We start from the raw sequence: 22,630 nt of genomic DNA, 5'->3' as shown, positions 1-22,630 counted from the left end.
CTTTTCATTGCGAGCCGCGGTGTGCATGGGGGCGCCGATCCTCGCGGGGTGGCTGGCCGGTGACGTTTCGGCGGGGTTGATGGCGTCGATTGGCGGATTTACCGCCCTATATGGCAGCGGCCGGCCGTATCTCAGCCGTGCGATAGAACTAGCGCTGATTGCGCTGGCATTTGCATTCAGTGTCGGACTGGGAATGTTGGTGGCGCCGAGCGGCTGGGCGGTGGTCATCGTCGTGGCGGCGATCGCGATGATCGCGACGTGGTTGAGCAACGCGCTGCAGATCGGACCGCCTGGCGCTTATATGTTTACGCTGGCGTGCGCTGCCGGAACCGCGATGCCGGCGGAGCACATCGGGCCTGTCGGCGCGTCATTGTTGGTTTTTGGTGGCGGCGCCTTCGCATGGGCGGTCCACATGAGCGGCGCGTTGATCTCTTTTCGAGGACCAGAGCGCGCCGCCGTTCGCAATGCCGGCGAAGCTGTGATCGCATATATCAAAACCATCGGCGTCTCCGGAGAAACTGCTGCTCGCCATCGCGCCGCGCTTGCGTTACACCATGCGTGGGCGACGTTAGTCAATCATCAGCCATCGAACGTGAGCGCCGATAGTCCCGTCGGTCGGCTGCGCGCTTTGAATCGCGAGTTACATTTGCGCTTCGCCGAGGCCATGGGAGCGGCGAGTCGCTCTCAATCGCCCGCGCCGGAGTTGAGCGACGACATTCGCAAGCTCGTCGACCAGGTTCGTGATCCGAAGCACTTGCCCACCCCAGACGCGATCCCGCTCGGTCATCCTACGGCATGGGCTGCGATGACCGAGGCGTTGCAGCCCGGTTCCAACTCGATGCGCGTCATCTTGCGTGTCGGCGTTGCCGCCGTGGTGGCGAGTGCGCTCGCGGCTGTGTTGCATTTCGAGCGTGCGTATTGGGCCATCGCGGCCACTGTGCTGATGCTGCATCAAGGCTTCGACTGGCTCCGCATGCTCCAGCGAAGTATCGAGCGATTGTTAGGCACGTGGATCGGCCTGCTGCTTGCCGGCGCCATTCTGATTCTTCATCCACAAGGTCTTTGGTTGGTGCTGACGGTCATGGCGCTGCAGTTCACGATCGAGATGCTCGTAGTGCGCAACTATGCGCTCGCCGCTGTGTTCATCACCGGCGTGGCGCTCACCATCGCAGCCGGCGGCCATCCGGTAGATGACGTCGGCGGCTATCTGTGGGCCCGTGGCGTCGATACTTTACTCGGCTGTGTGGTCGCCTTGGCCGTGTTTCGCCTCATTCCACCCCGCGCCAGCACCCTGTATATCCCTCAGCAACTGGCTCGCGCATTGCGCGCTGTTTCGGATGTGATATCGCATCTCGCTCATGGCGCAGTCACAACAAAGAAAGCCAGGACAGCGCGTCGCGAGCTGCAACTGGCGAGCTTCGCGCTCACGCACGCGTATGAAGACAGTTTGGTTGCATCACGCGCTCGGCGCGTTGCTGCCGAGGAACTGTGGCCTGCCATCGCCGCTGTCGAGCGCCTCGCGTATCGCACGCTCTCGACTTGCTGGGCACTTGAACGACTTGGCGCCGAATCCGCACGCGAAACCGCTGCCTCAATGTTTTCTAACGACGGCGCGGCTCGAGTTCAGAAGGCGCTCGATGAGTTCATCGATTCAATCATGAATGGCACATCGTCGCCGCCGCTACAACCGATGCCCGCCGTGCTGGCAGCGGAGCTGATGGATTTGCACGAATTCCTGCGCAGGCAACGCTGAGCTTGCTTGCGGTAAGTGCGACGGAATACAGTCGCACACCCAATTGACGCAGGCGCGGAGCGCCGGGTGGAATGTGAAGACAGGAGTCAAGCTCGGGCTCGCGGCGATTGCCGCTGCATTGATCGTCGGCGGCTATATGGTCTCGACTCGCGTCGAACCGGAAGGCCGTGGGAAGGCCTGACGACCCAAGTTCAGAAAGCCGAACGGGTGACCGGGCTCCCGTCCATTGGTTATGGGCCTAATCTGGGACTGTCGGTTCTGCGCGGTTGTACTTCCACAACGTGTGAGAAGACGCTGATCGACGTCGTCAAGCCATGAACACTTTAGTGCTGTTAGTCGAACGTGGAAGCGCCTGGTCACCAGAGACCTGGCTCCTCGATCATGGAGGGGAGCGCGGTGCGCTCGGCCAAGTCGTGATCGAGCGCAGGCCCGAGTGGCTCAATGTCCTCCGGGACGATCGAACGCTCAACGACTTCGAACCAGAGGAACGGCTTCGTCTTGCCGAGGTGATGACCGAGCCGGAGACGTACCTGATCGAATGGAGGGGAAGCGTGCTCCTGGAAAAGCTATTACGGTCCGTTCCGCCCGGAACCAACGTCGTTGTCGACAACGATTATGGTCTGATGGTCTCTGTCCACGAAGTCGCGAACCTGCCGCTCGATGCATGGGTGACGGCCAGCAAGCTGCCATAGTCCAGCCGATGCGCTAGCCACTACAACAAAGAGCTGGCCAATGTGGTGCGCGCGGCAGGAGGTACGGTGAGATAGCAAACTTGGAAATGTTCGACCATTACAGGCCGGCGGGTGAGCTCCGATGGCCGGTGTGTCAGCGCCCCCTGCAGGAGTGGCAAGGCAATGACGGGCCGCGCGTCATGTTCGTTTGGGCGGAGGGGTCGGCGGGACCCATCGATCAGGACGTGTCGGACGACGTCCGGCTCGACCCGGATCAATTACGAGCCAGGCGCCTGCCGCCGAGTTTCGAGATCTATTCCTATGATTGTCTCGATCACCACCCTATCCAGGCCGACTGTCTCGCGCCCGACGGTGTCTGGTCATCAACGAAGATTCGGCCCTACGCTGGACCCATGGCGCGCGCTCCTGGAGCACGCCGTTAGGCTCCGAAGCAGCAAGAGAAGATCGACCCCGCGTTGCCCAGCCGTGAACGACTTATTGGTGCTCGTCGAACGCGGAAGCGCCGTTCCTCGAGCAATTTGGATTGTCTCAGTAAGGTGAATTTGCGACGCTATCATCGGCGCCCCGTGGCGGGCACAGTCATGCTGTGGGCTATGGAGTCGGGAGATAGTTCAAACGGGGAATTCGGAAAAGTAGCAGCTGCTGATGCGCACGATCTGCAAACATCTTTCCATCGTTGAAGCCACGGGTGGGGATCGGCTCGATGTCTATCGCGGCATCATCAACCCGATCGACTACGATTTCGGCTTGGAGAAGGGCGGCGAATACCTGGTGTTCGGAATGTCCCTACGGCATGGGACCACGTGGCTGTACGTCACCCAGAGTCCTTGGTCCAGTCCACCTGACATTCGTCTCGTGCCTGCGGCTCTGTTCGAATTTTCCGCGCGAGAGATTCCGCCAGCGATGGTCCTGACTGTCTCTGCGAATGGTTGCGATGCGGAGATCGTTCCAGCTGCTGTGGCGTCGTTCGAGCACTGGTATGAGCGATATGTGGAGGATGATGCTGGTGTCGTTCGTGCCGTGGCGGCCGCAGTTCTTCGTCTCTCAGGTTAACCGAAGGGCGTTCGGTCGATGCGCGTCGAGCCATGAACTCCCTATTGGTCCAGCAGCGGTTGCGGCGATCGATCAGCTTGCAGTCGTATTTGCGGGAGCTCTCCGTCTTGATCGGCCGCCCGGTTCGAGCTGACGAACTGAGTAGTCCTGAGCAGGCCGGCGAGATTCGTGTGCGGGCGAAGGCTCTGACCGAAGACCCGGCGGCAAGCACAGAGGTGCCGTTCTCCGACCGAACGACGGAAAGATTTCGCTCATTCATTCAGAGGCTGCAGGCGGCCAACCCATCATCGATCCAGGTGTGGACCCCCAAAACAATCGATTGTGGCGTCCTCGAGGTGCCCTCACTGACAGCTATCCGATTCGACTTCGACTTCTCCATCAACGACGATGGAATCCTGTCGTTCGTAACTAGCGGCTTAACCGATCGTCTGTTGCTGGATTTCTCGGCCTCGTTGTCGGGGCATCAGCGTATGACAATCGAAGTCCAAGGGCAGAGCTGGTCCCGGGTGACTTACTGACGGTTATCCTACCCACGTGACTCCCCGCCCCTAAGTCGCAATGGACACAGTGAAGTTGCAAACGTATCGGCGCATCGAGGGATCGCTGCGGAAGTTGCTGGACTCATTGCCGCCGACCATCGCTGAGAGCGATCGCCGCGAGGCCACAGAGAAGATCGATCACGATGAGTTCGCGATCGCCCTGCAAGTCATCGGTGCATTGATCTTAGAGAACGAGTTCACGCTGGATGGCGCGAGCAAACGTCTGATGCTCGAGCTCATGGAGGAGATGCAGATGAACCAGGAAGGAGACGAGGATTATTGGTTTTGGGAGAAGATGCGCCGGTTTTTACAGACGGAGACAGGCGACTGAGTCAGTCCGGTCGGCTCGACGCGCAAGGCCACTCCAATCCGCGAAGCGACGGTGCCATGGCTGGGCGGTTATTCGACTTCATCAAAGGCAAGCACAAGAGCGCACGTCGGTGTAATGATTCGTGGTCTAAGCTGAACGTGGTAGCAAAACAATGACGTTGCCGACGGAGTGGCGCATTTGCGTGGCGAAACATCGCTTGCGGCCGGCTAGCGACTTGCAAGAGGAGGCAAATCGCAACATGCTGGTGTTGCCGCTCTCGGACATTTCTTCCCAGGGCATTGAGCCTCATGAATTGGCCGAGTTTCTAATGAGCGTATATCGAGAATTCCTCGGCAAGTCGGAACAGGCGGGTTTCGTGGGTTGGTTCTACGCATGGCTGGACGAAATGTCCGGAACGTTGCGTTGTGGAGCATGTCGCGTCGCGTCTCCGTCCGAACTGCCTTTTTCGTGCGCGCTGAAGCTGGTGGATATCCCTGGGCCGCTCGCGCGCGAAGTGGCGGATTCGAACTATCGATCGGGCATACCGGCCGACGAGTTTCAGGACACCGACTTCAACGTCGATGATGATGAAAAGTCATTCACATTGACCGTGTTTGTTCGTCCTCTTATGCGGCCAGCTTGATTCTCGATGTCTTACTGCGTGCTGAGTTATCGCTTACGGCTGAATGAGGGTCGGCAAGGTGCGTCCTATCACAATCAACGCTGAGGGTGGGCCGCTGTTGCTTGTGGACGCGCGCGCAGCGAACTCGTGGCATGGAAGCTTGGACGGAAGCCAGGACTACGAGAATCTGTGCGCAATGTTCGATGCGAAACCTGAGCTCGAAGGCGTCGAAATCGTCATCGATGCGCAGCGAGCCGTTGCATGGGAGATGGCTGGTGCCGGCACAGCGTATGTGTACCAGCATGGCGGCGGCCAACTCAGGCTGGTACGTGCTTGGGTGGAGGAAGATACGTCGGAGCAGCTGGAACAGTTGGCTCTCCTCGATGCGACCGCTTGTGTGCCGATCGGTGACATCAGTGTTCCAAGCGGTCTGTTAGCGGTGCTTTGGGCGGCAGAGCCTGGCGAGCCGGTGCCTACTGAAATATCGGGAGATTTCGAGTCCGCGGAAGGCACTGCTCTGAACAACTCCGCCGTTGTGATGAAGGTCGCACGTCATCACTACCGCTGTTGGCACGACACAGTGTCACTCAACGCATCGAGAGCCATGCGGCTCACGCTCATGCCGTGTGATGCGGCTACTAACAAGACCATGTGACGACGGGCGTTCCGGTGCTATGGAATTAGAGAAGTTGCAAAAACTATCGGCGGTCGAGACTTCGCTGCGTCAGTTGCTGGAAGCCTTGTCATCGAGTATCGCGGAGGTTGCCATAGTTCAACTGCTTTCCGAAGAGTTGGTGCTGAGTGATTTCGTGCGCCGGCATCTGACATGGCCTCACAGCTTTCGTTGGTAACGGCTCCGACGGTGGCGATGCTGGCGAGCGCTGATGCAGCTATCTGAAACCGCGCTTCATTCTCGCGAAACGGTTGCTAACATCAAGCACTCGCGTTGAACGAAGCTCGCCGCATCCGCCAGTCTTCGGTTGATAGGGAGTATTCATGGATCTCGATTCAGTCTTGCGCCCACTGCTCATGATCTCGTTCGTGGCGGTCCCGCTGAACGCGGTCGCGGCCGAGAGTGATGTTGCTTCGCTGGCGTGGCTCGCCGGTTGTTGGCAGGCCGAGTGGGGCGAGGCGGGCACGGGCGAACATTGGCTGCCGCCTGCCGGTGGAACCATGCTGGGCGTGAGCCGCACAGTGAAGAATGGTAAGACGGTGGAGTTCGAGTTCATGCAATTGCGAGTCAACACGCAAGGCAAGCTGGTGTACATCGCACTGCCGTCGGGTCAAAAAGAGACCACTTTCGTGGCGTCCGCGGTCGGCGATCGCTCCGTGACCTTCGAGAATCCGCAGCACGACTTTCCACAGAAAGTCACCTATCAGTTGCAGTCCGACGATCAACTGATCGCGCGCATCGAAGGCACCCGCAACGGCGCGCTTCGCGGCTTTGACTTTGAGATGAAGCGCGTGGCCTGCGAGAAGCTGCGCGGCGAATAGAAGCGCCGGGGCCGATCTCTCGTGCGTGCAAACGAAGTGGTGGGCCCGGCAGGATTCGAACCTGCAACCAAGGGATTCACTGTTGCCCGATGTTTCCAAAGGGAGTGGACTATCTCTTCACCCGCGCCGGCGAAAAATTTCGCGGCGGCGGTGGGGTGCGGGACGCTCCAGCCTGTTATCAAGGGCGCTAAAGCCCTCAGGTAGTCTCTGCACCTTCCGGCGGTGTACCGCCGGCTTGGCTCAGGGTTGCCACGCCTCCCCGACGGGAAAGGCGGAAGGGTTCCCTGAATTCATCCCGTCCACTTCGTGGCTTTCGCGCACGAAGGCACCTTTTTCGATGAGTCCCCTGCACTAACCGTTGTGCTACAGGCCCACGTCGACTCAAGCCAGTAATTCTAGCGCACCACCGGGCAGGTCGCCCAGATATCCACAGAAGCGGTGGATAACTTCTGCATAACCGAGGCTTGACTTCGCGCATTCGCGGCGGATCATGGCCTGAGCGTTGGATTGGTCGTTCGGTGATCAACGCCGCGCCATCCCAGGCCAACGATTGCGAAGGGGGTCATTGTTCCCGCGTGGAACGGTGACGCGCAAAAAAATCAAGATCGACTGAAGAGCGGAGGTTGCCCCCATGGGGAACGCTGCAGTGGCCAAGTGTGCGCTCGCGCTATCAGCATTTTTACTGCTGGCGCCCTGGCAAATAGGTAACGCCTCCGAGGCCGAAGCGGTGGGACCGAAGCGTCAGCTCGACGTTTGGTACGTCCCTACGCCGCACGAAGTGGTCGATCGCATGCTCGATGAAGCCAAGATCCGTCCCACCGACGTGGTTTACGACCTGGGTTGCGGCGACGGTCGCATGGTGATCGCGGCGGCCAAGAAGTTCGGCGCACGCGGCGTCGGCGTCGATCTCGATCCGGCGCGTATCAAAGAAGCTCGCGCGAACGCCAAGAAAGCCGGGGTGGAGCAACTGGTCACTTTCCATGTCGGCGACATGTTCGAGACCGATCTGCGCGAAGCCAACGTCGTGCTGTTGTATCTGCTGCCCGAGCTGAACCGCCGTTTGAAACCCAAGTTGTTAGCCGAGCTGCCGGACGGCGCGCGCGTGGTTTCGCACGATTTCGACATGGGGCGGGACTGGCCGCCGGATCGTTCCATCAACCTCGGCGCGGACGGTATATATATGTGGGTGATGCCGCCGCGAGCTGAACGGCCCGCAGGGGGCAGTGTTCACAAGTGAAGTGATCGAAGATGAACAATACCTGCCCGCGAACCCCGGAACCGAGGACTAAGATGGGGCATTCAACGGAGTAATGTTCATTACACGCCCGGGTCGGGTCTCGGGCATCGGAATAAAGGCATGCGCCTCGATCTCCCTCGCTCAGGACTGCAACAAGCTCGAGAAGCGCTGGTATTTTCTGCTGACGATGAGCCGATATCGCACGACGGTCCGCCGTTGCGCGTATTGCTGCTGACGTCCGGTCTTGGCCTGGGACATGTGCGGGCCGCGCAGGCTGTGGCCGCGGCGCTGAAGGATCAAGCCGAGATCGAGACCGTGGATTTCTGGTCGCTGATGCACTCCGGCGCGGCGCGCGCCATCCATGCCACGTATCTCGATCTGGTTCAGAATCATTCCGATTTGTATGAACGCCTCTATCATCTGGAGGCGGGCACCTGGCGCCAGGTGTTGGAAAGCAAGTCGGGCCCGCCGCGGGAAGTGCTGGAAGTGTTCCAGCTCATTGCGTCGGTGGCCGCGAAAGAGGGTATGACCATCCCACGCGGCGGGCGTTACGCGTCTGACAAATTGCTCTATTCGCTGCTGTGTACTTCCATGCCGTATGACGGTGACAGTCTTGCCGGTAATGGAGTTCGCGCGCGTCTGGCGCTTTGGAAGTTCACCTGGCTGCGTCTGATCCGCCGGCTCGAGCCGGCGATTCGGAAATTTGCGCCGGACGTCATCGTGAGCACGCAGATGATTCCCGCCGCGATGGCTTCGTATCTGAAACAGCGCGGCAAGGTGCAGGCGTCCATGATCGGTGTGCTCACGGATTTCGGCGTGCACGATTTCTGGAAGCAGCGTGGCGTCGATCGCTATTGCGTCGCGCACGAATCCATTCTGGATGGTGACGGTGCCGCGACATCGTCGCGCGCAGTTGTGACCGGCGTGCCTTTGATGCCGGATTTTGCATTCCCGCCGTCACAATCGGAGGCACGACGCGAGCTCGGCTTGCCTGAGGACGCACAGGTGGTGCTGGTGCTCGGTGGCGGGTTGGGCATCAGCGTGGATACGGCGGCGATGTCGCTGTTGCGGCGGCCCACGTCGACGCACGTGATCGTCATGCCGGGCAAGAACAACAAGGCGCGTGCGGCGCTGGATCAGCTTGCGGCTCGCCACCCGCAGCGGCTCAGAGTGTGTGACTGGACCGATCGCATGGATATCTACTTGCGAGCGGCCGACATCGTGGTGGGTAAGCCCGGTGGCATCACCGTAGCAGAGGCGCTCGCCTGCGGTCGACCGTTGCTGGCCACGCGATCGCTGGGCGGCCAGGAGGGATTCAATGTCGATTTTCTGACCCGTCACGAGGTCGGCGGGTTGGTTGCCGATGGCGAATTGCTGAATCGCGTGGACGCACTACTCGGCAATCGTGAAGCATTGCAGAATATGCAGCGTCGCGCGTGGTTGCTCGGTCAGCGCGACGGCGCAGCCAGAGTGGCGCAACTGGCTCTGGATCTGGCGTCCATCCATCGGACAGTGGCATTGCAATCGCGATGAAGCTCCTGCATCGGCTCGCACAGCGCGCGCTCGGCCTGGTCGACGCGTGGTACTACCGGCGTTACAAATTGCGAACGCTCGGTCCGGTTTTGTTCATCGGTCGCGCGCAGTACCGCGGGCCGGACATGCGGTTCGAGGACGGCACGCTGCTTCGTGACAACGACTACATTGGTCGGCTGCACTTCAATAACGCGAGCATCGCGGCGCTGGGTGAAGGATCGATGCATCGGGTGGGTTTTCGCTTCGCCAAGTTGATGCGCGAGTCGCTGCGGAAGCTGGCGGAAGCGGCGCATAACGACCCGGCTTTCGCGGATGTGCGTGTATTTCAGGGTACGACGTGGATTCCCGCGCATGGCGAGGTCGTCGGGTTCGTCAGCACGCCGCTGCCCAAGACCTGGAAGACCCGGTTGCTCTCGGCGCATTTCAAGATGCTCATGTGGGTGTTTGCGCCGGCGGCGCGGATCCGCAATCGGGAGCAGGCCGAACCGCGGTTGTATTGGCTGACGCGAGAAGCGTTGGCGAGAAATCTCGGAAAGTTGAAGGCGGGCTAGCGGTGACTGCCGATCGCGTTTATCTCACATTCGACGACGGGCCGGACCCGGAATGGACGCCACGCGTGCTCGATACCCTCGCGGACGCCGGAGTAAAGGCGACGTTCTTCGCCGTCGGTCAGCAAGCGCTGCGCTCGCCTGATCTGATGCGCCGTGTTCACGCGGCGGGTCATGCGATCGGCAACCACACATATAGTCATCGGCATCCCTGGTTCATGTTCTCGCGAGCTGCGCGAGCTCAGGTGCGCGACGGCGCGAAGGCGCTGAGTGATGTGCTCGGCGTTGCTCCCCAGTTCTATCGCCCGCCCCATGGTCGGCAGCGCGCGTGCATGAGCGATGAGGCGCAGCGCTGTGGGGAGCGAGTGGTGCTTTGGGATGTGAGCGCCATCGATTGGGGGCCGATGGGGTCGGCGGACAATATCGAAAAACGGCTGGCGGCTGTGAAGGGTGGCGACATCGTGCTGATGCATGACGGCCGCAACCAGCACAATCGGCCAGATCAGTTGTTGCAAATCCTGCCGCTGTTCCTGCGCAAATTGTCCGATCGTGGGCTGCGAACGGCGTTGTTGCCGTCGTAACGGTCGGTTCACTTCAATACCATGCCTCATCGCATCGGATGAGGTGCTCGCGTGTTCGGAGAAAGGTGTCGGTGGCTGGCGTCGTCCGAGATCGAACCACCGCCTGGCTCCTCCTCCCTTGAATCGCGAACGGACGCGAGCGTTCGATCTCATCCATCCAATTCAGGGTAGTTGCGGAACAGGTCGTCGTTGTTGAAGGCGAGGCGGCGGCCGGATTCGAGGTAGCGCCTGATGCGAGGGCGTTCGAAGACCGCGTCGTGGAGCTTCAGCAAGCGCGGGTGTTTGCGCAACGCTTTGGAGGAGGCTTTCGGGAAGGCGTAGCGAATGCCGGCAATCGTCTGGGCGAGGGAGAGGTCGGCATAGGTGAGGCGAGGGCCGGCCAGCCACGGGCCGGAGGTGCGGTTGCGGGTGAGCACTTTCTCGAAGTATGCGAAGAACTTCGGAATGCGGTTGTCGCGAAAGTCTTCCGCGCGACGTTTGGCCGCGGCCTTCTGGTCTTTGTAATAGAGGCCGACGGCGATGGGATGATGTGTGTCGTGGGCCTCCACAACAAGATCGGCGACGGTCAGTTGCAATTGATGGACCCACAGTTTGCCCGCCTCATCGCGAGGTGCAAGTTTCAATGGGCCGCCGAGGAACAGCAGGATGTTCGCCGTCTGGCCGATGAGCTGCTTGCCGGCCTTCAAGAAGGGAGGCGCGAAGGGCGGGCGCGGCACGCGAGGGCCTTCGAGAAATTTGTTCATGGCGGGGATGCCGCCATCAGGCTCCAACGCGATATCGATGTATTTCGCGCCGCCCTCTTCGAGCGCCAGGCGCACGAACTCGCCACGTCCCTGAATGCCCGGCCAGTAATACAGCTCATAGACCATCACGACCTCCAATGACGCCTCGCCACCTGGCTCGATAGCCGCATTCCAGCGCGCTGCGGCCAGCGACATCATTTCCTTGAAGGCTTAGCCGCCAGATAACGTTCCCAGGGCGGTGTGTCGCCGAACTGTTGGCTGAGAAAGTCGACGAACGCGCGCACGCGAGGTAGCACCATGCGGCGTTGTGGCATGACGGCGTAGATGGCGCTCTCGGGTAAATCATAATCGGGCAGCACCAGCTTGAGGCGCCCGGCACGGAGGTCTTCACACACGTGCCAGGTCGAGTGCAGCGAAATGCCGAGCCCGCCGAGCGCAGCGTCGCGAATGACTTCGCCGAGATTGCTCTTCAGGCGGCTTTGCACACGAACGTCGGCCTCCTCACCGTTCGGTCCGCGAAGATGCCACACGTCGGAAGAGTCCCGGCTGACCGCCATCAACAAACATTCGTGCTTGGCCAGGTCCTCGGGCTTCTTCGGCACGCCATGGCGTCGCAGATACTCCGGTGAGGCGCACAACACTCTGCGGTTCGACGCGAGCCGCGTCGCGACCAGCTCCGAATCTTTGAGCGTGCCGATACGAATGGCCAGATCCAGCCCTTCACCGACCAGATCGCGCATCTGATCCGACAAATCGATATGCAGCCGCAGCCGAGGATGTCGCGCCATGAATTGCGGCAACAGCGGCGAGATGTATTGCTTTCCGAACGTCGCCGGCAGCGATACGCGCAGCGTGCCGGCAACGTTCTTCGCGGTGCCACGCAAGCTGCTGGTCAACACGTCCAGTTCCTCCACCAGCGGACGCCCCTGTTCGGCGAGCGCCAGGCCTTCCGGAGTGGGGCGCAACTGCCGCGTCGTCCGGTGCAGCAGTCTCACGCCCAAGCCGCGTTCGAGGCGCTTGAGCCGCTGACTGGCAACGGCCACCGATAGGTCCAGGCTCCGCGCGGCGGCGCTGATCGAGCCGAGGTCGAGCACGCGCAGAAACAGGTTCAAGTCGCCCAGGTGATCCATGATTTTCAACGAAAGCTAGAAAGTGCTGTTGGCCGCGCGTGGTTTTATCACAAAGCCCGGCTGCCTAATCTGCGCTCCATCGGCCGCTCGTCGCAGCGGTCATCGATCGGGAGAGCGAACATGGAATATCGATTCTTGGGTGCGTCGGGCTTCAGAGTCTCGGCGCTGGGTTTTGGTGCGGGTACTTTCGGCGGTAAAGGGCCGCTGTTCAGCGCGTGGGGTAACACCGATGTGGATGGGGCGCGGCGTCTCATCGACATCAGCCTCGATGCCGGCTTGAACTTCTTCGATACCGCGGACGCCTATTCCGACGGCGCTTCCGAATCCATTCTCGGCGCCGCAATCAAGGGTCGCCGCGACCAAGTGGTGATCTCAACCAAACTCACGCTGCGTGTGGGCGATGATCCGAATGCCGTCGGCGCGTCGAAGCATCACTTGATTCGGGCGACGGATCGGGCACTGCAACGTCTTGGCACCGACTACATCGATTTGCTTCAGCTGCATCATTTCGATTCGATGACGCCGGTCGAGTCGGTGATGTCCACGCTCGACGATCTGGTGCGCGCCGGCAAGGTCCGGTTCATCGGCGCGTCCAACTTCTCCGGCTGGCAGCTGATGAAGTCGCAAGCCGTCGCCGATCGTTACGGCTACGCGCGCTTCGTCGCCAACCAGGCGTACTACTCGCTCATCGGTCGAGACTACGAGTGGGAGCTCATGCCGGTCGGCATCGACCAAGGTATCGGCGCCGTCGTGTGGAGTCCGCTGGGCTGGGGGCGGCTCACGGGCCGCGTTCGTCGCGGTCAGCCGCTGCCCAAAACGAGCCGGCTGCATGAGACCGCGAGCATGGGGCCGCAGGTCGATGACGAGCGCTTGTATCGCGTGGTGGATGCGCTCGATGAAATCGCGGCTGAAACTGGCAAGAGCATTCCCCAGATTGCGTTGAATTGGCTGCTACAGCGACCGACCGTTTCGACCGTTGTGTTCGGCGCTCGCGACGAACAACAGCTGCGCGAAAATCTCGGTGCCGTAGGCTGGCAACTTTCCCCAGAGCAAGTGCGCAAGCTCGATGAGATAAGCGCTGTGACTCCACCGTATCCTTACTATCCGTACTGGAATGGCCAGTTCACGGAGCGGACGCCGCCGCCGGTGCCGGTCCGCTAAGCGCAGCCTCACGCCGATAAGTTAAATCGTCGATGAGACTCGGTTCAAGTGCGCGGACAAAGCGAGACTCATTGCTCAATCCAATCGTCTGACTACAGACCGCGGCTGGGGGTGATGGCACATTCCGCCATCTTCCCCAGCCTTAGTGATTCTGGATGGAGTTGCCGGCCAGCCACACCGAAGACTCGCGCCCACGACGTTGGCAGCCTGGCATGGCGCTGCGCGTGGCAATTGGCTTCGCGGCCGTGGCGCTGACGGTGGTGATCGCCAATCTCTCCACTCAGCAAAGCGTTCGTGAGGCGCGTGAAAAAGTTCGAGAGCTGCTGGTTCAGCACGAGCCATTGGTGCGGGCCACCGAATCGCTTGCTGCCGCGGTGTCTATGTACGAGCGCGCCGTCATCGATCAAAGCGAGAGCAGCCTCGCCGGACCGCAGACAGTCAAGGCGGCCGCCCAGCGGATGACGGATGCCGCGAAGGAATATGAGCAGGCAGCCTCGCGTTTCACCGAGCTCGACAGCCCTGCTCCACTCAACGCCGAACTCAGTGACTTGGTCGCCGCGGGCGATGAGCTTCTGCGCAGTAGCAATGCTCGCCGCACGCGAGTGCGCGATTACTGGAGGCGTTTCGACGCGCTTGAAACCAGCTTGAATGCGCCGCAGGCCAAAGCAGTACGCTTCGCCGGCGCGGTGTTTGCGAGTGAGAAGCTGATGGACCTGTCGCGCAACCTGGCCGAGGTTCGCGAACAGGTGAGCGCCGCAATGGGCGTGTCCTCGCCCCGCTCGGCGCAATCGATCATCGCCAGCGAAAATGCCTTCCGTTCTCGCCTGCAGCAGAACGCAGCGGAGCTGGCCAGGCTGCATGGGCAGCCCTGGCTCGATCAGGTCAGAAACAATTTCAATGCCGTGGTGGCCGGGCGGCGTGCCGTCTTCGCAAGCATCGAGACATTCAATGAGCAGTCAATGCTGTTCCGGGATCAGTCCGCGGAGATTTCCGGCAAGGTCGTCACTCAGTTGGTCGAACCCGCGCGCCGTGCACTGGCTGACGCCGATCGACTTGCAGTCCGAGCCTCGGATCGTGCCGATAGTCAGCTGAGCTGGGCTAGTGGCATCACGTTGGCTCTACTGCTGGTCATCGCGTTCGCCACCGTCACAGGCGTGACTGCGCCAGTGCGCCGTCTGACCGAAGCAACGCGTCGCCTGGCGGGTGGAGCTGTGCGAACTCGAGTTCTGCGCGGCGGCGTTCGCGAGTTGGACACGCTCGCCGAAGCATTCAATGAAATGGCAGAACAGCTCCAGCAAGCGCAGAACGCAGTCCGCGCTCATCAGCTCGAGTTGGAAGCGCGCGTGGCCGAACGCACGCAGGAACTGAATCATCTCGCGCATCATGACCCGCTGACCGATCTGCCAAATCGCCGTCATCTGCTGGCGCACCTGGAAGACGCCATCGATCGCGCGCGCCTGCGCAACAGCCGCATCGCGCTGCTGTTCATCGATCTGGACAACTTCAAGACCATCAACGACAGCATGGGTCATGCTTTCGGCGACCGCGTGCTGCAGGCAGTGAGCGAGCGGCTGCGCATGAACAGCCTGTTCTCGCGCTCGTTCTGCGCGCGTTTGGGTGGCGACGAATTCACGGTTGTTTGCGAAGAAGTAAATCAGCTAGGGGATGTCGAGAGGCTGAGCCGCTCGGTGCTGGAGGAATTCCAGCGCTCGCTGAGCGTGCACGGTCGCGAGCTAAGGATCAGCGTCAGCGTCGGCGCGTGCGTCTTCCCGGATCACGCGTCCGACTCTCATGCTTTACTTCGCGCTGCCGACTCGGCGCTGTTCAGCGCCAAAGAGCTCGGCCGCAATTGCTGGAGCCTGTACGCGCCGCGGCTGCTGGAAGCAGCGGCGTCGCGCTTCAAGGTCGAGCAGGCGCTGCGACGAGCCGTGGAGCGCAACGAGTTCGAGCTGTTGTATCAGCCCGAGGTTTGTTTCGAAAGCCTGGAGACGCACACCGTCGAGGCGCTGCTGCGCTGGCGGCAACCGGATGGCAACGTGGTGTCACCCGCCGATTTCTTCGCTGTCGCCGAACAGACCGGCTTGATCGCCGATATCAGCGATTGGGCGCTGCGCACGGCCATTCAGACGGCGGCGCTCTGGCACAAGGGGCCGTGGCCGAAAGCGCGTGTCGCGGTGAACATTTCTTCGCAGCAGTTGATCAGTTCGAGTTTTGTAACGCGGCTGCAGTCATTGCTACAGCAATATGAGTTGCCGGCGCAGTGCCTGGAAATCGAGCTGACCGAGAATGTCTTGCAGACGGGCGCGAATACCGTCGCCGCCCTGAAGCGCTTGCGCGAGCTCGGCATCAGCATTGCCCTGGACGATTTCGGCACCGGCTATTCCTCGCTGACCTCGTTGGAACGCCTGCCGCTGACACGCGTCAAAATCGATCGGAGCCTGGTCACCACCATCGATACCGGTGGACGCTCGCCGGCCATCGTGCGCTCCATCATCGGCCTGTGTCATAGCCTGGGTTTGCAGGTCACCGCCGAAGGCGTGGAACGGCCGACGCAGCTGGGCGTGCTGTTGACCGACCGCGGCGTTCAGGTCCAGGGATATCTGGTGTCTCGACCGATCAATGCGGCCACTGTTCCGGTGTTTATCGCCGAGGGCCGAGCGCATTTGGAGCAGCTGATGATCGCGGCGCCGCCGCCGCTCCCGGAGGGCGATACGAACACCACTCGCCTGCGCACTCTGCGAGCCGCGACTGGGCGCGGCGCCCGCGCCGCCCGGACTCCCGCCGACGAGAAGTGAGGAACCGGCGCCGCCGGTGCGGAGTTTCTGCACCGTCGTCTTTCAATAAGCCCACCGCCAGCGCAGGGGCAAGCTCAGGTGCCGCAGAACCCATTACCCACAAGATTGAATGGCCCATGGGTAACGCTGCTCACGCTGGTCCTGGTCGTTGTGATTTTGTACACCGGCAAGGAAGTGCTGCTGCCCATGGCGTTGGGCGTGGTACTGGCCTTCGTGCTGACGCCGCTGGTCCGGGTGTTCGATCGCATGCGTCTGCCGCGCTTCGCCGGGGTCGCCTTGACGATGGTGTTGGCGCTTGGCGCCGTGGGCGGTGTCAGCTACGTGGTTTACGACCAGTTCGCCGAGCTGTCCAGCGAGATCAGCCAGTACACCAGCTCGATGCGCAAGAAGGTCAGCCAGCTGCGTCTCGGCAACGACGCGGCCATTCGCCAGTTCACGCGCACCATGGACCGCGTGACCGAGCAGTTCTACAACGATCCCGATCAACGCAACGCGCAGCCGGTGCGAGTCGTGCCGCAGAAGCTCCCGCCGACGCAACGCTTGAGGGACACATTCACGGCGGTCTTCGAACCTTTGGCCAGCGCGTTCATCGTGCTGGTGCTGGTCGCATTTCTGCTGGGGCAGCGCGAGGATCTGCGCGATCGCTTCATTCGTTTGATCGGCGCCGGCAATGTCACCATGACCACGCGGCTCATGAACGAAGCGGCGTACCGGGTCAGCCAGTTCCTGGTCTGGCAGACGCTCATCAATGTTGCTTTCGGCACCTTGGTGGCGCTCGGCCTGTATTGGATCGGCGTTCCGTATGCGGCTCTGTGGGGCGGGATCACGGCGCTGCTGCGTTTCGTGCCGTACGTCGGTACGGTGCTCTCGGTGCTGATGCCGGCGGCGTTGGCATTCGCGACCTTTCCTGGTTGGACCGAGACATTGCAGACGCTGGCGCTATTCCTCACGCTGGATGTGGTCACGGCTTATTTTGTCGAGCCGGTGGTGTTCGGTTACCGCACCGGCGTGTCCTCGTTCGCGTTGTTGATCTCGGCGCTGTTCTGGATCTGGGTGTGGGGCCCGGTCGGATTGTTGCTGGCCACGCCGCTCACCGTCTGTATCGCCGTATTGGGACGGCACGTGCGCTCGCTGCGTTTTCTGGCGGTGATTTTCGCGGATGAACCGGCGTTGAGCCCGCACGTGCGTTTCTATCAACGACTGCTGGCCCGTGACGAAGATGAAGCCAGCGTGCTGGTGAATCGCAAGTTGGAGGAGGTCGGTCCGGTTGGCGTCATCGATCAGGTCCTGCTGCCGACCGTGACGCTGGTCCAGCATCATCGCGAACAGAATGAAATCGGCGCGGACGATGCCGACTTCGTTATGGATGTCATCGCTGAAACCCTGGAGCAGCTGCCCAGTACGGTGGATCCGACGGCGCCGGCCGCCAGCATTGTTGGATTGACGGTGCGCGCACCGGGCGACGAGATCGTTCTGGAGATGTTACGAACGGCCTATGGGCGTGAGCGGATCGCAGTGATGTCGCCGGAGCTGACTGCCGAAGAAGCGCTGCGCACGGCGATTCGTCAGGCGCCTGCGGTGTTCTGTATCGCCGCCGCGGCCTCGACGCGGGGCTCGGAGATGCGGAATTACTGTCGCCGCATCAAGGCAGCGCTGCCTGATACCAAGATCATTGTGATGCGTCCGCAGCTCACCGAAGTAGCGACACCGTTGGCCACCGAACGGTTCCGGGAAGCGGGTGCGGACTGCCTGGTGCTGGGCGCCAAGGATGCGGTCGTCGCTATCGACAGGAACTTGCCAGCGACCAACGAAGCCCGGCCGCAGCCTGTTGCCGCAAGCGCCTGATTCGATCTCAGGTTCCGTCTTCCTTGGCGCCAAGCATGGCGGCCGCTTCGCCCAACGGCGCGATGCGCGCCAGCCAGGCATCCACTTTTTGCGGCTCGCCGGTCTTGAGCCACGAGAACACCACGTTGTGCCACAGAATGCGCTGCACGTAATTGCGGGTCTCGTTATACGGAATATTTTCCACCCAGATGTCTGGATCGAGCGATTCCGACGGTAGCCAGCGCGCCGCTGCGTTCGGGCCCGCGTTGTAGCCGGCGAGCGCGACCAGCGTCTGGCCGCTGAAGCGATCGACCAGCGAGCGCAGATTGGCAGCGCCCAGCGGCACGTTGATCACCGGATTGAACAGATCGGTGGGGGAAGGTCGCGGACGATTCCACTTGCGAGCAGTGCGCCGAGCGGTCTCGGGCAACATTTGTAGCAGACCACGCGCGCCGGCCGAGGAGAGCGCGTCAGGCCGATACAGGCTTTCCTGCCGCATGACGCTGTAGATCAGCTGCGGCTTGAGCCCGGTCAGCTTGGCCGCCGACAGCACTTCGGCATCGTACGGCTGCGGATACAACAGCTGATAATCGTAGAACACGCGCTGCTGGCTGGCGGTGGCTATCGCTTGATCGTACCAACCCCAACGGGCGGCCAGATGGATGGCCTGACTGCGGGCCGGCTCCGCTAACTGCGCGAAACCAAAGCGCCATTCGCTCGCAGCCTGAGATTGCATGTCGACTAACAACAGCTCGCGTGCGCGGACCATCGGCGGCAATTGTTCGATACGCTCGACCTCGGACTGATCGAGCGGCAGTTGTTGCTGATGGGGCGCAACCGGACGGTCGAGTCGCGCGCTCGACATGATGGAATAGAAGTTGTCATCGGGCAGCACAGATTCATACAACTGTCGCGCTATCTTGCGATCGCCGTTCTTTTCGGTGGCGCGCGCCGCCCAGTAACGCCAGCGTGCCAGCGAGCGCTGCTCATCCGGCATGGCTGCGATGATGTTACTAACGAGCTTCCAGTCCCCAGCCCACAGCGCCGCGCGTGCGTACCACTCGCGCGCCGAATCGTCGAAATCACCCGGCGCGACGCGCTTGAAATAAGTGAGTGCCTCGGGTCGCCGATCCCAGGACAGCGCGAGCGCCAACGCCAACGCGTAAGGACTGGCGGTTTCTGCAGTAAGGCCGCGAGCGCGGACAAAACTTTCGTAACGACGTAGCGCGCCATCGCGATCGACACGCGCGAGCCGCGTCCAGCCGGCGAGCTGAGCCTTGGGCTCGATCTCCAATGAGGAAGACGCAATCAGGGCATCGATCTGCTTTTGCGGATTTTCCAGCAGCGCGGCCCAGCGCAGCAGCGGCGCCGCCCGGTCCGGCGGCAACGATACGGCGATTTCTTTGGCGAAGCTGGGATTGTTGTTGTCGAGCGCGCGCCGCACGCGTTGCTCGATCAGCGCCGGCGTCAATGAGTTCCGGGCGCGCATCCATTCGAATGCTTGCTCGCAGTCCGGCAGCCTGCTGGGCGTCAACCATTGACGCGCGATATCCAGCTCGAGGTCTTGGGTTTGTCCGGTGGCGATGCGGGCGGTAAAGCTGTGACAGCGCAACGAGTCGCCGGCCCATTCGTCGCGATAGTGCTGGAGGAACGGCTGCCATTGCTTGCGCTGCGCCAGACTTGCCAGCCAGGTGCCGCGCAGATCGCGGCCCACCGGTTCACGTTCATAGTAGGTGACGAACGTTTCGGCGCGCTGATCGGCCGGGCCAAGCTCGTTGGTTGCTTCACCCAACGCGCGTTTGATCCGCGCAGCTTGCAAGTACGGGTACAAGGGATAGCTGCGTAGCGCCTCGCTGTCGTCTTTCTCGTCGGTGACGACAGTGGTCGCTCGAGCGTAAGTCTCCTTGAAAACCTGTCGCGCGTTCTTGAAAGGATCCGCCGCAGCGAGCGCCAGAGTGTTGCCAAACGACAGCAGTGTCAGCACCAGCAGCCAGGGCTTCGTTTTCTGAAGGCAATTCGTGGACCGGGAGTTCATGGGTCCAGAGTAATGGCAAATGGCGCGCCTCGCCATCGCGGTAGTGCCCGACATGGCGGACATTCCTATCGGCAGGAACCCTACGGCGGGGCGCGACGTTTCTGCCAGGTCGCGCGGCGTCCTGGGCTGCCGATGTTTCCATTCGCCATCGAGGTACGGTCATGAGCGGGGCCGAGGACCTGTTCGTCGCTCTCGGCGGACACCATACGATACTGCCGTGGCTCGAGACCACGCTGCGCGTGTTGATGGCCGTGGTCGTGGGCAGCCTGATCGGGCTCGATCGCGAGCTGCGCAACAAGCCGGCCGGCCTGCGCACGCATATTCTGATTTCGCTCGCGGCGGCGATATTCACCTTGATCACGTTCGAGCTGCATCATCAGTTCACGGGTGAGGACGGCACGGAAACAGCCGATCCCGTGCGCATCATCGAAGCCGTCACCGCCGGCGTCGCGTTTCTCGCGGCCGGAGCGATCATTCAGAGTCGCGGCAGTGTTTACGGGCTCACGACCGGCGCGAACATGTGGCTGGCAGGCGCGCTCGGCGTCGCGTGCGGCGCGGGGTATTACTTCATCGCCACCCTCGGCACTGCGTTTGCGGTGCTCGTGCTCGTGGTGCTGGCTAAGCTGGAGGCGAGGTTGAACGGCAAGTCGCCGGATGAAGACCCGCCATCCGCCAAGCGGCCCATGGCGGGCGATCAGCGTTCCGAGCGGCGCCTGTCCAACAAGAAACAACTCTAGTTGCCCCTCTATTGGTCGCTGTGCCGCTCGTGTAACGTCGCGGCCGTGAACGTTCGATATGTCGACTGGTACGAATCGCCCGTGGGGCCGCTGATCGCGTGCGCTACCGACAGTGCGCTGTGCGGATTGTCGTTTTGCGATGCCGATCGGCTGCAGGAGCGATTGCAGGCACTGCGGGAGCAGCATCATGCGACCCTGCTCCAGGGCAGCAATCCATTGCTCGCCGAGCTGCGAACGCAACTGCAGGAATATTTCGCGAGTCAGCGCCGACAGTTCACGGTGCCGCTGAGTGCGGCGGGCAGCCCGTTTCAGGAACGCGTGTGGGCCGCATTGTGCGAGATCCCGTATGGCGAGACCTGGTCGTATCTGCAACTCGCCGTCCGCATCGGGGACGCTTTGGCGACACGCGCGGTCGGCTATGCAAACGGTGCAAATCCGATCGCCATCGTCATCCCTTGTCACAGGGTCATCAACGCGGACGGCGGTGACGGCGGCTACGGCGGCGGATTGTGGCGCAAGCGGATGTTGCTGGATCTGGAGCGCGGCCAGGGCACGCTGCCCTGGTAAGAAAGCTGTACGGCGGCTGAATCCTCTTGTGGGCCTGGATTCAGGCGCCATATAGGCGTCGTATAGGAGATTGGGCCGCACAGCCGGTCATGAACATTTGGTCACCCTGCGCGCTGGAACTCGCAGGGGTACCATCCGACTAAACAAGTAAGCGCTCGGGCACGAGGTCCCTCATCATGTCATTCAAGCCATTCAAGTCACATCTGGCGCGCGTGGCGGCAGCTTTCGCGCTGGGCGCGGCGTTGTTCGCCGCCGGCTGCGCCACCACCAGTGGGCCGAAGACGCGGATCGACTACGACAAGTCAGCGGATTTTTCCGTGTACCGGACCTATGGATTTCCCAAGGAGACCGGCACCGATCGCGGCGGTTATTCGACCCTGGTCACCAGTTATCTGAAGAGCGCGATGTCGGCGCAGATGGAAGCGCGCGGCTACAAGTACAGCGAGGAGCGTCCGGACCTGCTGGTGAACTTCTACATGAACACCCGCGAGCGGACCGAGATCCGCCCGTCGGCCAACGCCTCGCTGGGCTATGGGTACTACGGCTATCGCTATGGTCTGTACAACGCGTGGCCGCTGTATGACGACGATCGGACCGTCACATACAAGGTCGGCACGCTGAACATCGACATCGTCGATGCGGAAAAGAAGCAGCTGGTGTGGGAGGGCGTAGCCGAGGGTCGCGTCTCTGAAGAGGAGCTGCAGAACCCGAAGGTGGCCATCAACGCGGTGGTGACCGAGTTGATGCGGCAGTATCCCGGCAAGCCCAACATGTAAGGTTCCGTTTCGACCGGAAGCCTGCCAATGGCCCCCTTTCGTGCACGGGAGGGGAGCTCAATTTCTTGGAAGCAGAGCAGGGTCAGCCCTACCCTGCGGCGCGGCCTGCCATTCGGATGGCGGGGCCGCCAATCTATTTGATGTCGAGTCCGCTCAGGACGGCGTCGATCTGGTCGGCGCTTAGTTCGATTTCCACTTCGATGGTGTCGTCGTCGAGCGCGGGGTCGGCTTTTGGGTCGCCGGGAGAGAGCACCGCGCCGTCGTTGTTGGCGGCGGGCACGGGCTGCAGCAGGGGGTCGAATTCGCAGATGTCGTCGACTTCGATGGGGGCCACGGTCGAGGGATCGGTCAGCTCCTGGGCCGTGAGATCGATACAGATCTCGGCGTTGGGATTCATGATGCTCGGGCCCTCGTTCAGCTTCGACCAGTGGATGCTGCCAGAGCTGCGCTGCTCCACATGCAACGCAGTTCACATAGCGCGGTAGCGAGGGTTCTGAATT

The 22,630-nt window shown here is 61.6% G+C and carries 22 protein-coding genes; 18 read left to right on the top strand and 4 right to left on the bottom strand.

Annotation, left to right across the window (positions count from 1 at the left end):
- Positions 1-25 precede the first annotated feature (25 nt).
- The 12 genes from JM946_RS23415 (at position 26) to JM946_RS23360 (ending at position 10,362) form a co-directional block, all read left to right on the top strand.
- Positions 26-1,753 carry an FUSC family protein gene (locus JM946_RS23415; RefSeq protein ID WP_203169793.1) on the top strand — a complete coding sequence of 576 codons (1,728 nt, stop codon included), beginning with the start codon at positions 26-28 and terminating at the stop codon, positions 1,751-1,753.
- A gap of 314 nt (positions 1,754-2,067) precedes the next feature.
- On the top strand, positions 2,068-2,445 hold the full coding sequence (locus JM946_RS23410; RefSeq protein WP_203169792.1) for a hypothetical protein: 378 nt from the start codon (positions 2,068-2,070) through the stop codon (positions 2,443-2,445).
- 645 nt (positions 2,446-3,090) lie between these two features.
- Positions 3,091-3,498: a hypothetical protein gene (locus JM946_RS23405; RefSeq protein WP_203169791.1), complete on the top strand. Its 408-nt coding sequence runs from the start codon at positions 3,091-3,093 to the stop codon at positions 3,496-3,498.
- Between the two features lie 32 nt (positions 3,499-3,530).
- Positions 3,531-4,016 carry a hypothetical protein gene (locus JM946_RS23400; RefSeq protein WP_203169790.1) on the top strand — a complete coding sequence of 162 codons (486 nt, stop codon included), beginning with the start codon at positions 3,531-3,533 and terminating at the stop codon, positions 4,014-4,016.
- A gap of 40 nt (positions 4,017-4,056) precedes the next feature.
- Positions 4,057-4,368 carry a hypothetical protein gene (locus JM946_RS23395; protein WP_203169789.1) on the top strand — a complete coding sequence of 104 codons (312 nt, stop codon included), beginning with the start codon at positions 4,057-4,059 and terminating at the stop codon, positions 4,366-4,368.
- A gap of 238 nt (positions 4,369-4,606) precedes the next feature.
- Complete coding sequence (locus JM946_RS23390; protein ID WP_203169788.1) at positions 4,607-4,990, top strand: hypothetical protein; 384 nt, start codon at positions 4,607-4,609, stop codon at positions 4,988-4,990.
- Between the two features lie 175 nt (positions 4,991-5,165).
- Positions 5,166-5,624 carry a hypothetical protein gene (locus JM946_RS23385; RefSeq protein ID WP_218043076.1) on the top strand — a complete coding sequence of 153 codons (459 nt, stop codon included), beginning with the start codon at positions 5,166-5,168 and terminating at the stop codon, positions 5,622-5,624.
- Between the two features lie 341 nt (positions 5,625-5,965).
- Positions 5,966-6,463, top strand: coding sequence for a DUF6265 family protein (locus tag JM946_RS23380; RefSeq protein ID WP_203169786.1), 498 nt, complete (start codon positions 5,966-5,968; stop codon positions 6,461-6,463).
- Positions 6,464-7,094: 631 nt separating this feature from the next.
- Entirely contained in the window at positions 7,095-7,700 is a 606-nt protein-coding gene (locus JM946_RS23375; RefSeq protein ID WP_203169785.1) for an SAM-dependent methyltransferase, read from the top strand.
- A 120-nt stretch (positions 7,701-7,820) separates the two neighbouring features.
- On the top strand, positions 7,821-9,233 hold the full coding sequence (locus JM946_RS23370; protein WP_203169784.1) for an MGDG synthase family glycosyltransferase: 1,413 nt from the start codon (positions 7,821-7,823) through the stop codon (positions 9,231-9,233).
- The gene (locus JM946_RS23365) at positions 9,230-9,784 is read left to right on the top strand and encodes a YkoP family protein (protein WP_203169783.1); all 555 of its coding nucleotides are present in this window, start codon (positions 9,230-9,232) and stop codon (positions 9,782-9,784) included. Before JM946_RS23370 ends, JM946_RS23365 begins: the two co-directional genes overlap by 4 nt.
- Before the next feature lie 2 nt (positions 9,785-9,786).
- Positions 9,787-10,362 (top strand): polysaccharide deacetylase family protein, encoded by a 576-nt coding sequence (locus JM946_RS23360; protein WP_203169782.1) that lies wholly within the window; start codon positions 9,787-9,789, stop codon positions 10,360-10,362.
- A gap of 149 nt (positions 10,363-10,511) precedes the next feature.
- On the opposite strand, the gene JM946_RS23355 is transcribed toward JM946_RS23360, so the two are convergent.
- Together JM946_RS23355 and JM946_RS23350 are read right to left on the bottom strand one after the other, a co-directional pair.
- Positions 10,512-11,231 (bottom strand): glutathione S-transferase, encoded by a 720-nt coding sequence (locus JM946_RS23355; protein WP_407700592.1) that lies wholly within the window; start codon positions 11,229-11,231, stop codon positions 10,512-10,514.
- Between the two features lie 68 nt (positions 11,232-11,299).
- Positions 11,300-12,235 (bottom strand): LysR family transcriptional regulator, encoded by a 936-nt coding sequence (locus JM946_RS23350; protein WP_203169780.1) that lies wholly within the window; start codon positions 12,233-12,235, stop codon positions 11,300-11,302.
- Positions 12,236-12,355: 120 nt separating this feature from the next.
- Here JM946_RS23350 and JM946_RS23345 point away from each other — a divergent pair, with 120 nt between their 5' ends.
- From JM946_RS23345 to JM946_RS23335, 3 genes are all read left to right on the top strand, one after another.
- A complete protein-coding gene (locus JM946_RS23345; RefSeq protein WP_203169779.1) occupies positions 12,356-13,396 on the top strand; it encodes an aldo/keto reductase in 1,041 nt (346 codons plus the stop codon).
- 155 nt (positions 13,397-13,551) lie between these two features.
- The gene (locus tag JM946_RS23340; protein WP_218043073.1) at positions 13,552-16,191 is read left to right on the top strand and encodes a putative bifunctional diguanylate cyclase/phosphodiesterase; all 2,640 of its coding nucleotides are present in this window, start codon (positions 13,552-13,554) and stop codon (positions 16,189-16,191) included.
- 105 nt (positions 16,192-16,296) lie between these two features.
- Positions 16,297-18,036, top strand: coding sequence for an AI-2E family transporter (locus tag JM946_RS23335; protein ID WP_218043071.1), 1,740 nt, complete (start codon positions 16,297-16,299; stop codon positions 18,034-18,036).
- Between the two features lie 7 nt (positions 18,037-18,043).
- On the opposite strand, the gene JM946_RS23330 is transcribed toward JM946_RS23335, so the two are convergent.
- Positions 18,044-20,050 (bottom strand): lytic transglycosylase domain-containing protein, encoded by a 2,007-nt coding sequence (locus JM946_RS23330; protein ID WP_218043070.1) that lies wholly within the window; start codon positions 20,048-20,050, stop codon positions 18,044-18,046.
- 161 nt (positions 20,051-20,211) lie between these two features.
- Here JM946_RS23330 and JM946_RS23325 point away from each other — a divergent pair, with 161 nt between their 5' ends.
- The 3 genes from JM946_RS23325 to JM946_RS23315 all read left to right on the top strand — a co-directional run bounded on the left by JM946_RS23325 (position 20,212) and on the right by JM946_RS23315 (position 22,130).
- Positions 20,212-20,787: an MgtC/SapB family protein gene (locus tag JM946_RS23325; RefSeq protein ID WP_203169775.1), complete on the top strand. Its 576-nt coding sequence runs from the start codon at positions 20,212-20,214 to the stop codon at positions 20,785-20,787.
- A gap of 45 nt (positions 20,788-20,832) precedes the next feature.
- Positions 20,833-21,354 carry a methylated-DNA--[protein]-cysteine S-methyltransferase gene (locus tag JM946_RS23320; RefSeq protein ID WP_203169774.1) on the top strand — a complete coding sequence of 174 codons (522 nt, stop codon included), beginning with the start codon at positions 20,833-20,835 and terminating at the stop codon, positions 21,352-21,354.
- A gap of 176 nt (positions 21,355-21,530) precedes the next feature.
- Positions 21,531-22,130, top strand: coding sequence for a DUF4136 domain-containing protein (locus tag JM946_RS23315; RefSeq protein ID WP_203169773.1), 600 nt, complete (start codon positions 21,531-21,533; stop codon positions 22,128-22,130).
- A gap of 133 nt (positions 22,131-22,263) precedes the next feature.
- Here the strand turns inward: JM946_RS23315 and JM946_RS23310 are convergent, their stop codons facing one another.
- Positions 22,264-22,527 carry a hypothetical protein gene (locus JM946_RS23310; RefSeq protein WP_203169772.1) on the bottom strand — a complete coding sequence of 88 codons (264 nt, stop codon included), beginning with the start codon at positions 22,525-22,527 and terminating at the stop codon, positions 22,264-22,266.
- Positions 22,528-22,630: the final 103 nt, after the last annotated feature.

The sequence above is a fragment of the Steroidobacter gossypii genome (assembly GCF_016801985.1).
GTDB classification, from domain to species: domain Bacteria; phylum Pseudomonadota; class Gammaproteobacteria; order Steroidobacterales; family Steroidobacteraceae; genus Steroidobacter; species Steroidobacter gossypii.
This window is presented reverse-complemented; position numbering and strand designations above follow the sequence as displayed.

Coding starts and splice junctions, on each gene's coding strand:
- JM946_RS23415 (WP_203169793.1), top strand. CDS start 26: ATGGGGGCGCCGATCCTCGCGGGGTGGCTGGCCGGTGACGTTTCGGCG.
- JM946_RS23410 (WP_203169792.1), top strand. CDS start 2,068: ATGAACACTTTAGTGCTGTTAGTCGAACGTGGAAGCGCCTGGTCACCA.
- JM946_RS23405 (WP_203169791.1), top strand. CDS start 3,091: ATGCGCACGATCTGCAAACATCTTTCCATCGTTGAAGCCACGGGTGGG.
- JM946_RS23400 (WP_203169790.1), top strand. CDS start 3,531: ATGAACTCCCTATTGGTCCAGCAGCGGTTGCGGCGATCGATCAGCTTG.
- JM946_RS23395 (WP_203169789.1), top strand. CDS start 4,057: ATGGACACAGTGAAGTTGCAAACGTATCGGCGCATCGAGGGATCGCTG.
- JM946_RS23390 (WP_203169788.1), top strand. CDS start 4,607: ATGCTGGTGTTGCCGCTCTCGGACATTTCTTCCCAGGGCATTGAGCCT.
- JM946_RS23385 (WP_218043076.1), top strand. CDS start 5,166: ATGTTCGATGCGAAACCTGAGCTCGAAGGCGTCGAAATCGTCATCGAT.
- JM946_RS23380 (WP_203169786.1), top strand. CDS start 5,966: ATGGATCTCGATTCAGTCTTGCGCCCACTGCTCATGATCTCGTTCGTG.
- JM946_RS23375 (WP_203169785.1), top strand. CDS start 7,095: ATGGGGAACGCTGCAGTGGCCAAGTGTGCGCTCGCGCTATCAGCATTT.
- JM946_RS23370 (WP_203169784.1), top strand. CDS start 7,821: ATGCGCCTCGATCTCCCTCGCTCAGGACTGCAACAAGCTCGAGAAGCG.
- JM946_RS23365 (WP_203169783.1), top strand. CDS start 9,230: ATGAAGCTCCTGCATCGGCTCGCACAGCGCGCGCTCGGCCTGGTCGAC.
- JM946_RS23355 (WP_407700592.1), bottom strand. CDS start 11,231: ATGGTCTATGAGCTGTATTACTGGCCGGGCATTCAGGGACGTGGCGAG.
- JM946_RS23350 (WP_203169780.1), bottom strand. CDS start 12,235: ATGGATCACCTGGGCGACTTGAACCTGTTTCTGCGCGTGCTCGACCTC.
- JM946_RS23345 (WP_203169779.1), top strand. CDS start 12,356: ATGGAATATCGATTCTTGGGTGCGTCGGGCTTCAGAGTCTCGGCGCTG.
- JM946_RS23340 (WP_218043073.1), top strand. CDS start 13,552: ATGGAGTTGCCGGCCAGCCACACCGAAGACTCGCGCCCACGACGTTGG.
- JM946_RS23330 (WP_218043070.1), bottom strand. CDS start 20,050: ATGAACTCCCGGTCCACGAATTGCCTTCAGAAAACGAAGCCCTGGCTG.
- JM946_RS23325 (WP_203169775.1), top strand. CDS start 20,212: ATGAGCGGGGCCGAGGACCTGTTCGTCGCTCTCGGCGGACACCATACG.
- JM946_RS23315 (WP_203169773.1), top strand. CDS start 21,531: ATGTCATTCAAGCCATTCAAGTCACATCTGGCGCGCGTGGCGGCAGCT.
- JM946_RS23310 (WP_203169772.1), bottom strand. CDS start 22,527: ATGAATCCCAACGCCGAGATCTGTATCGATCTCACGGCCCAGGAGCTG.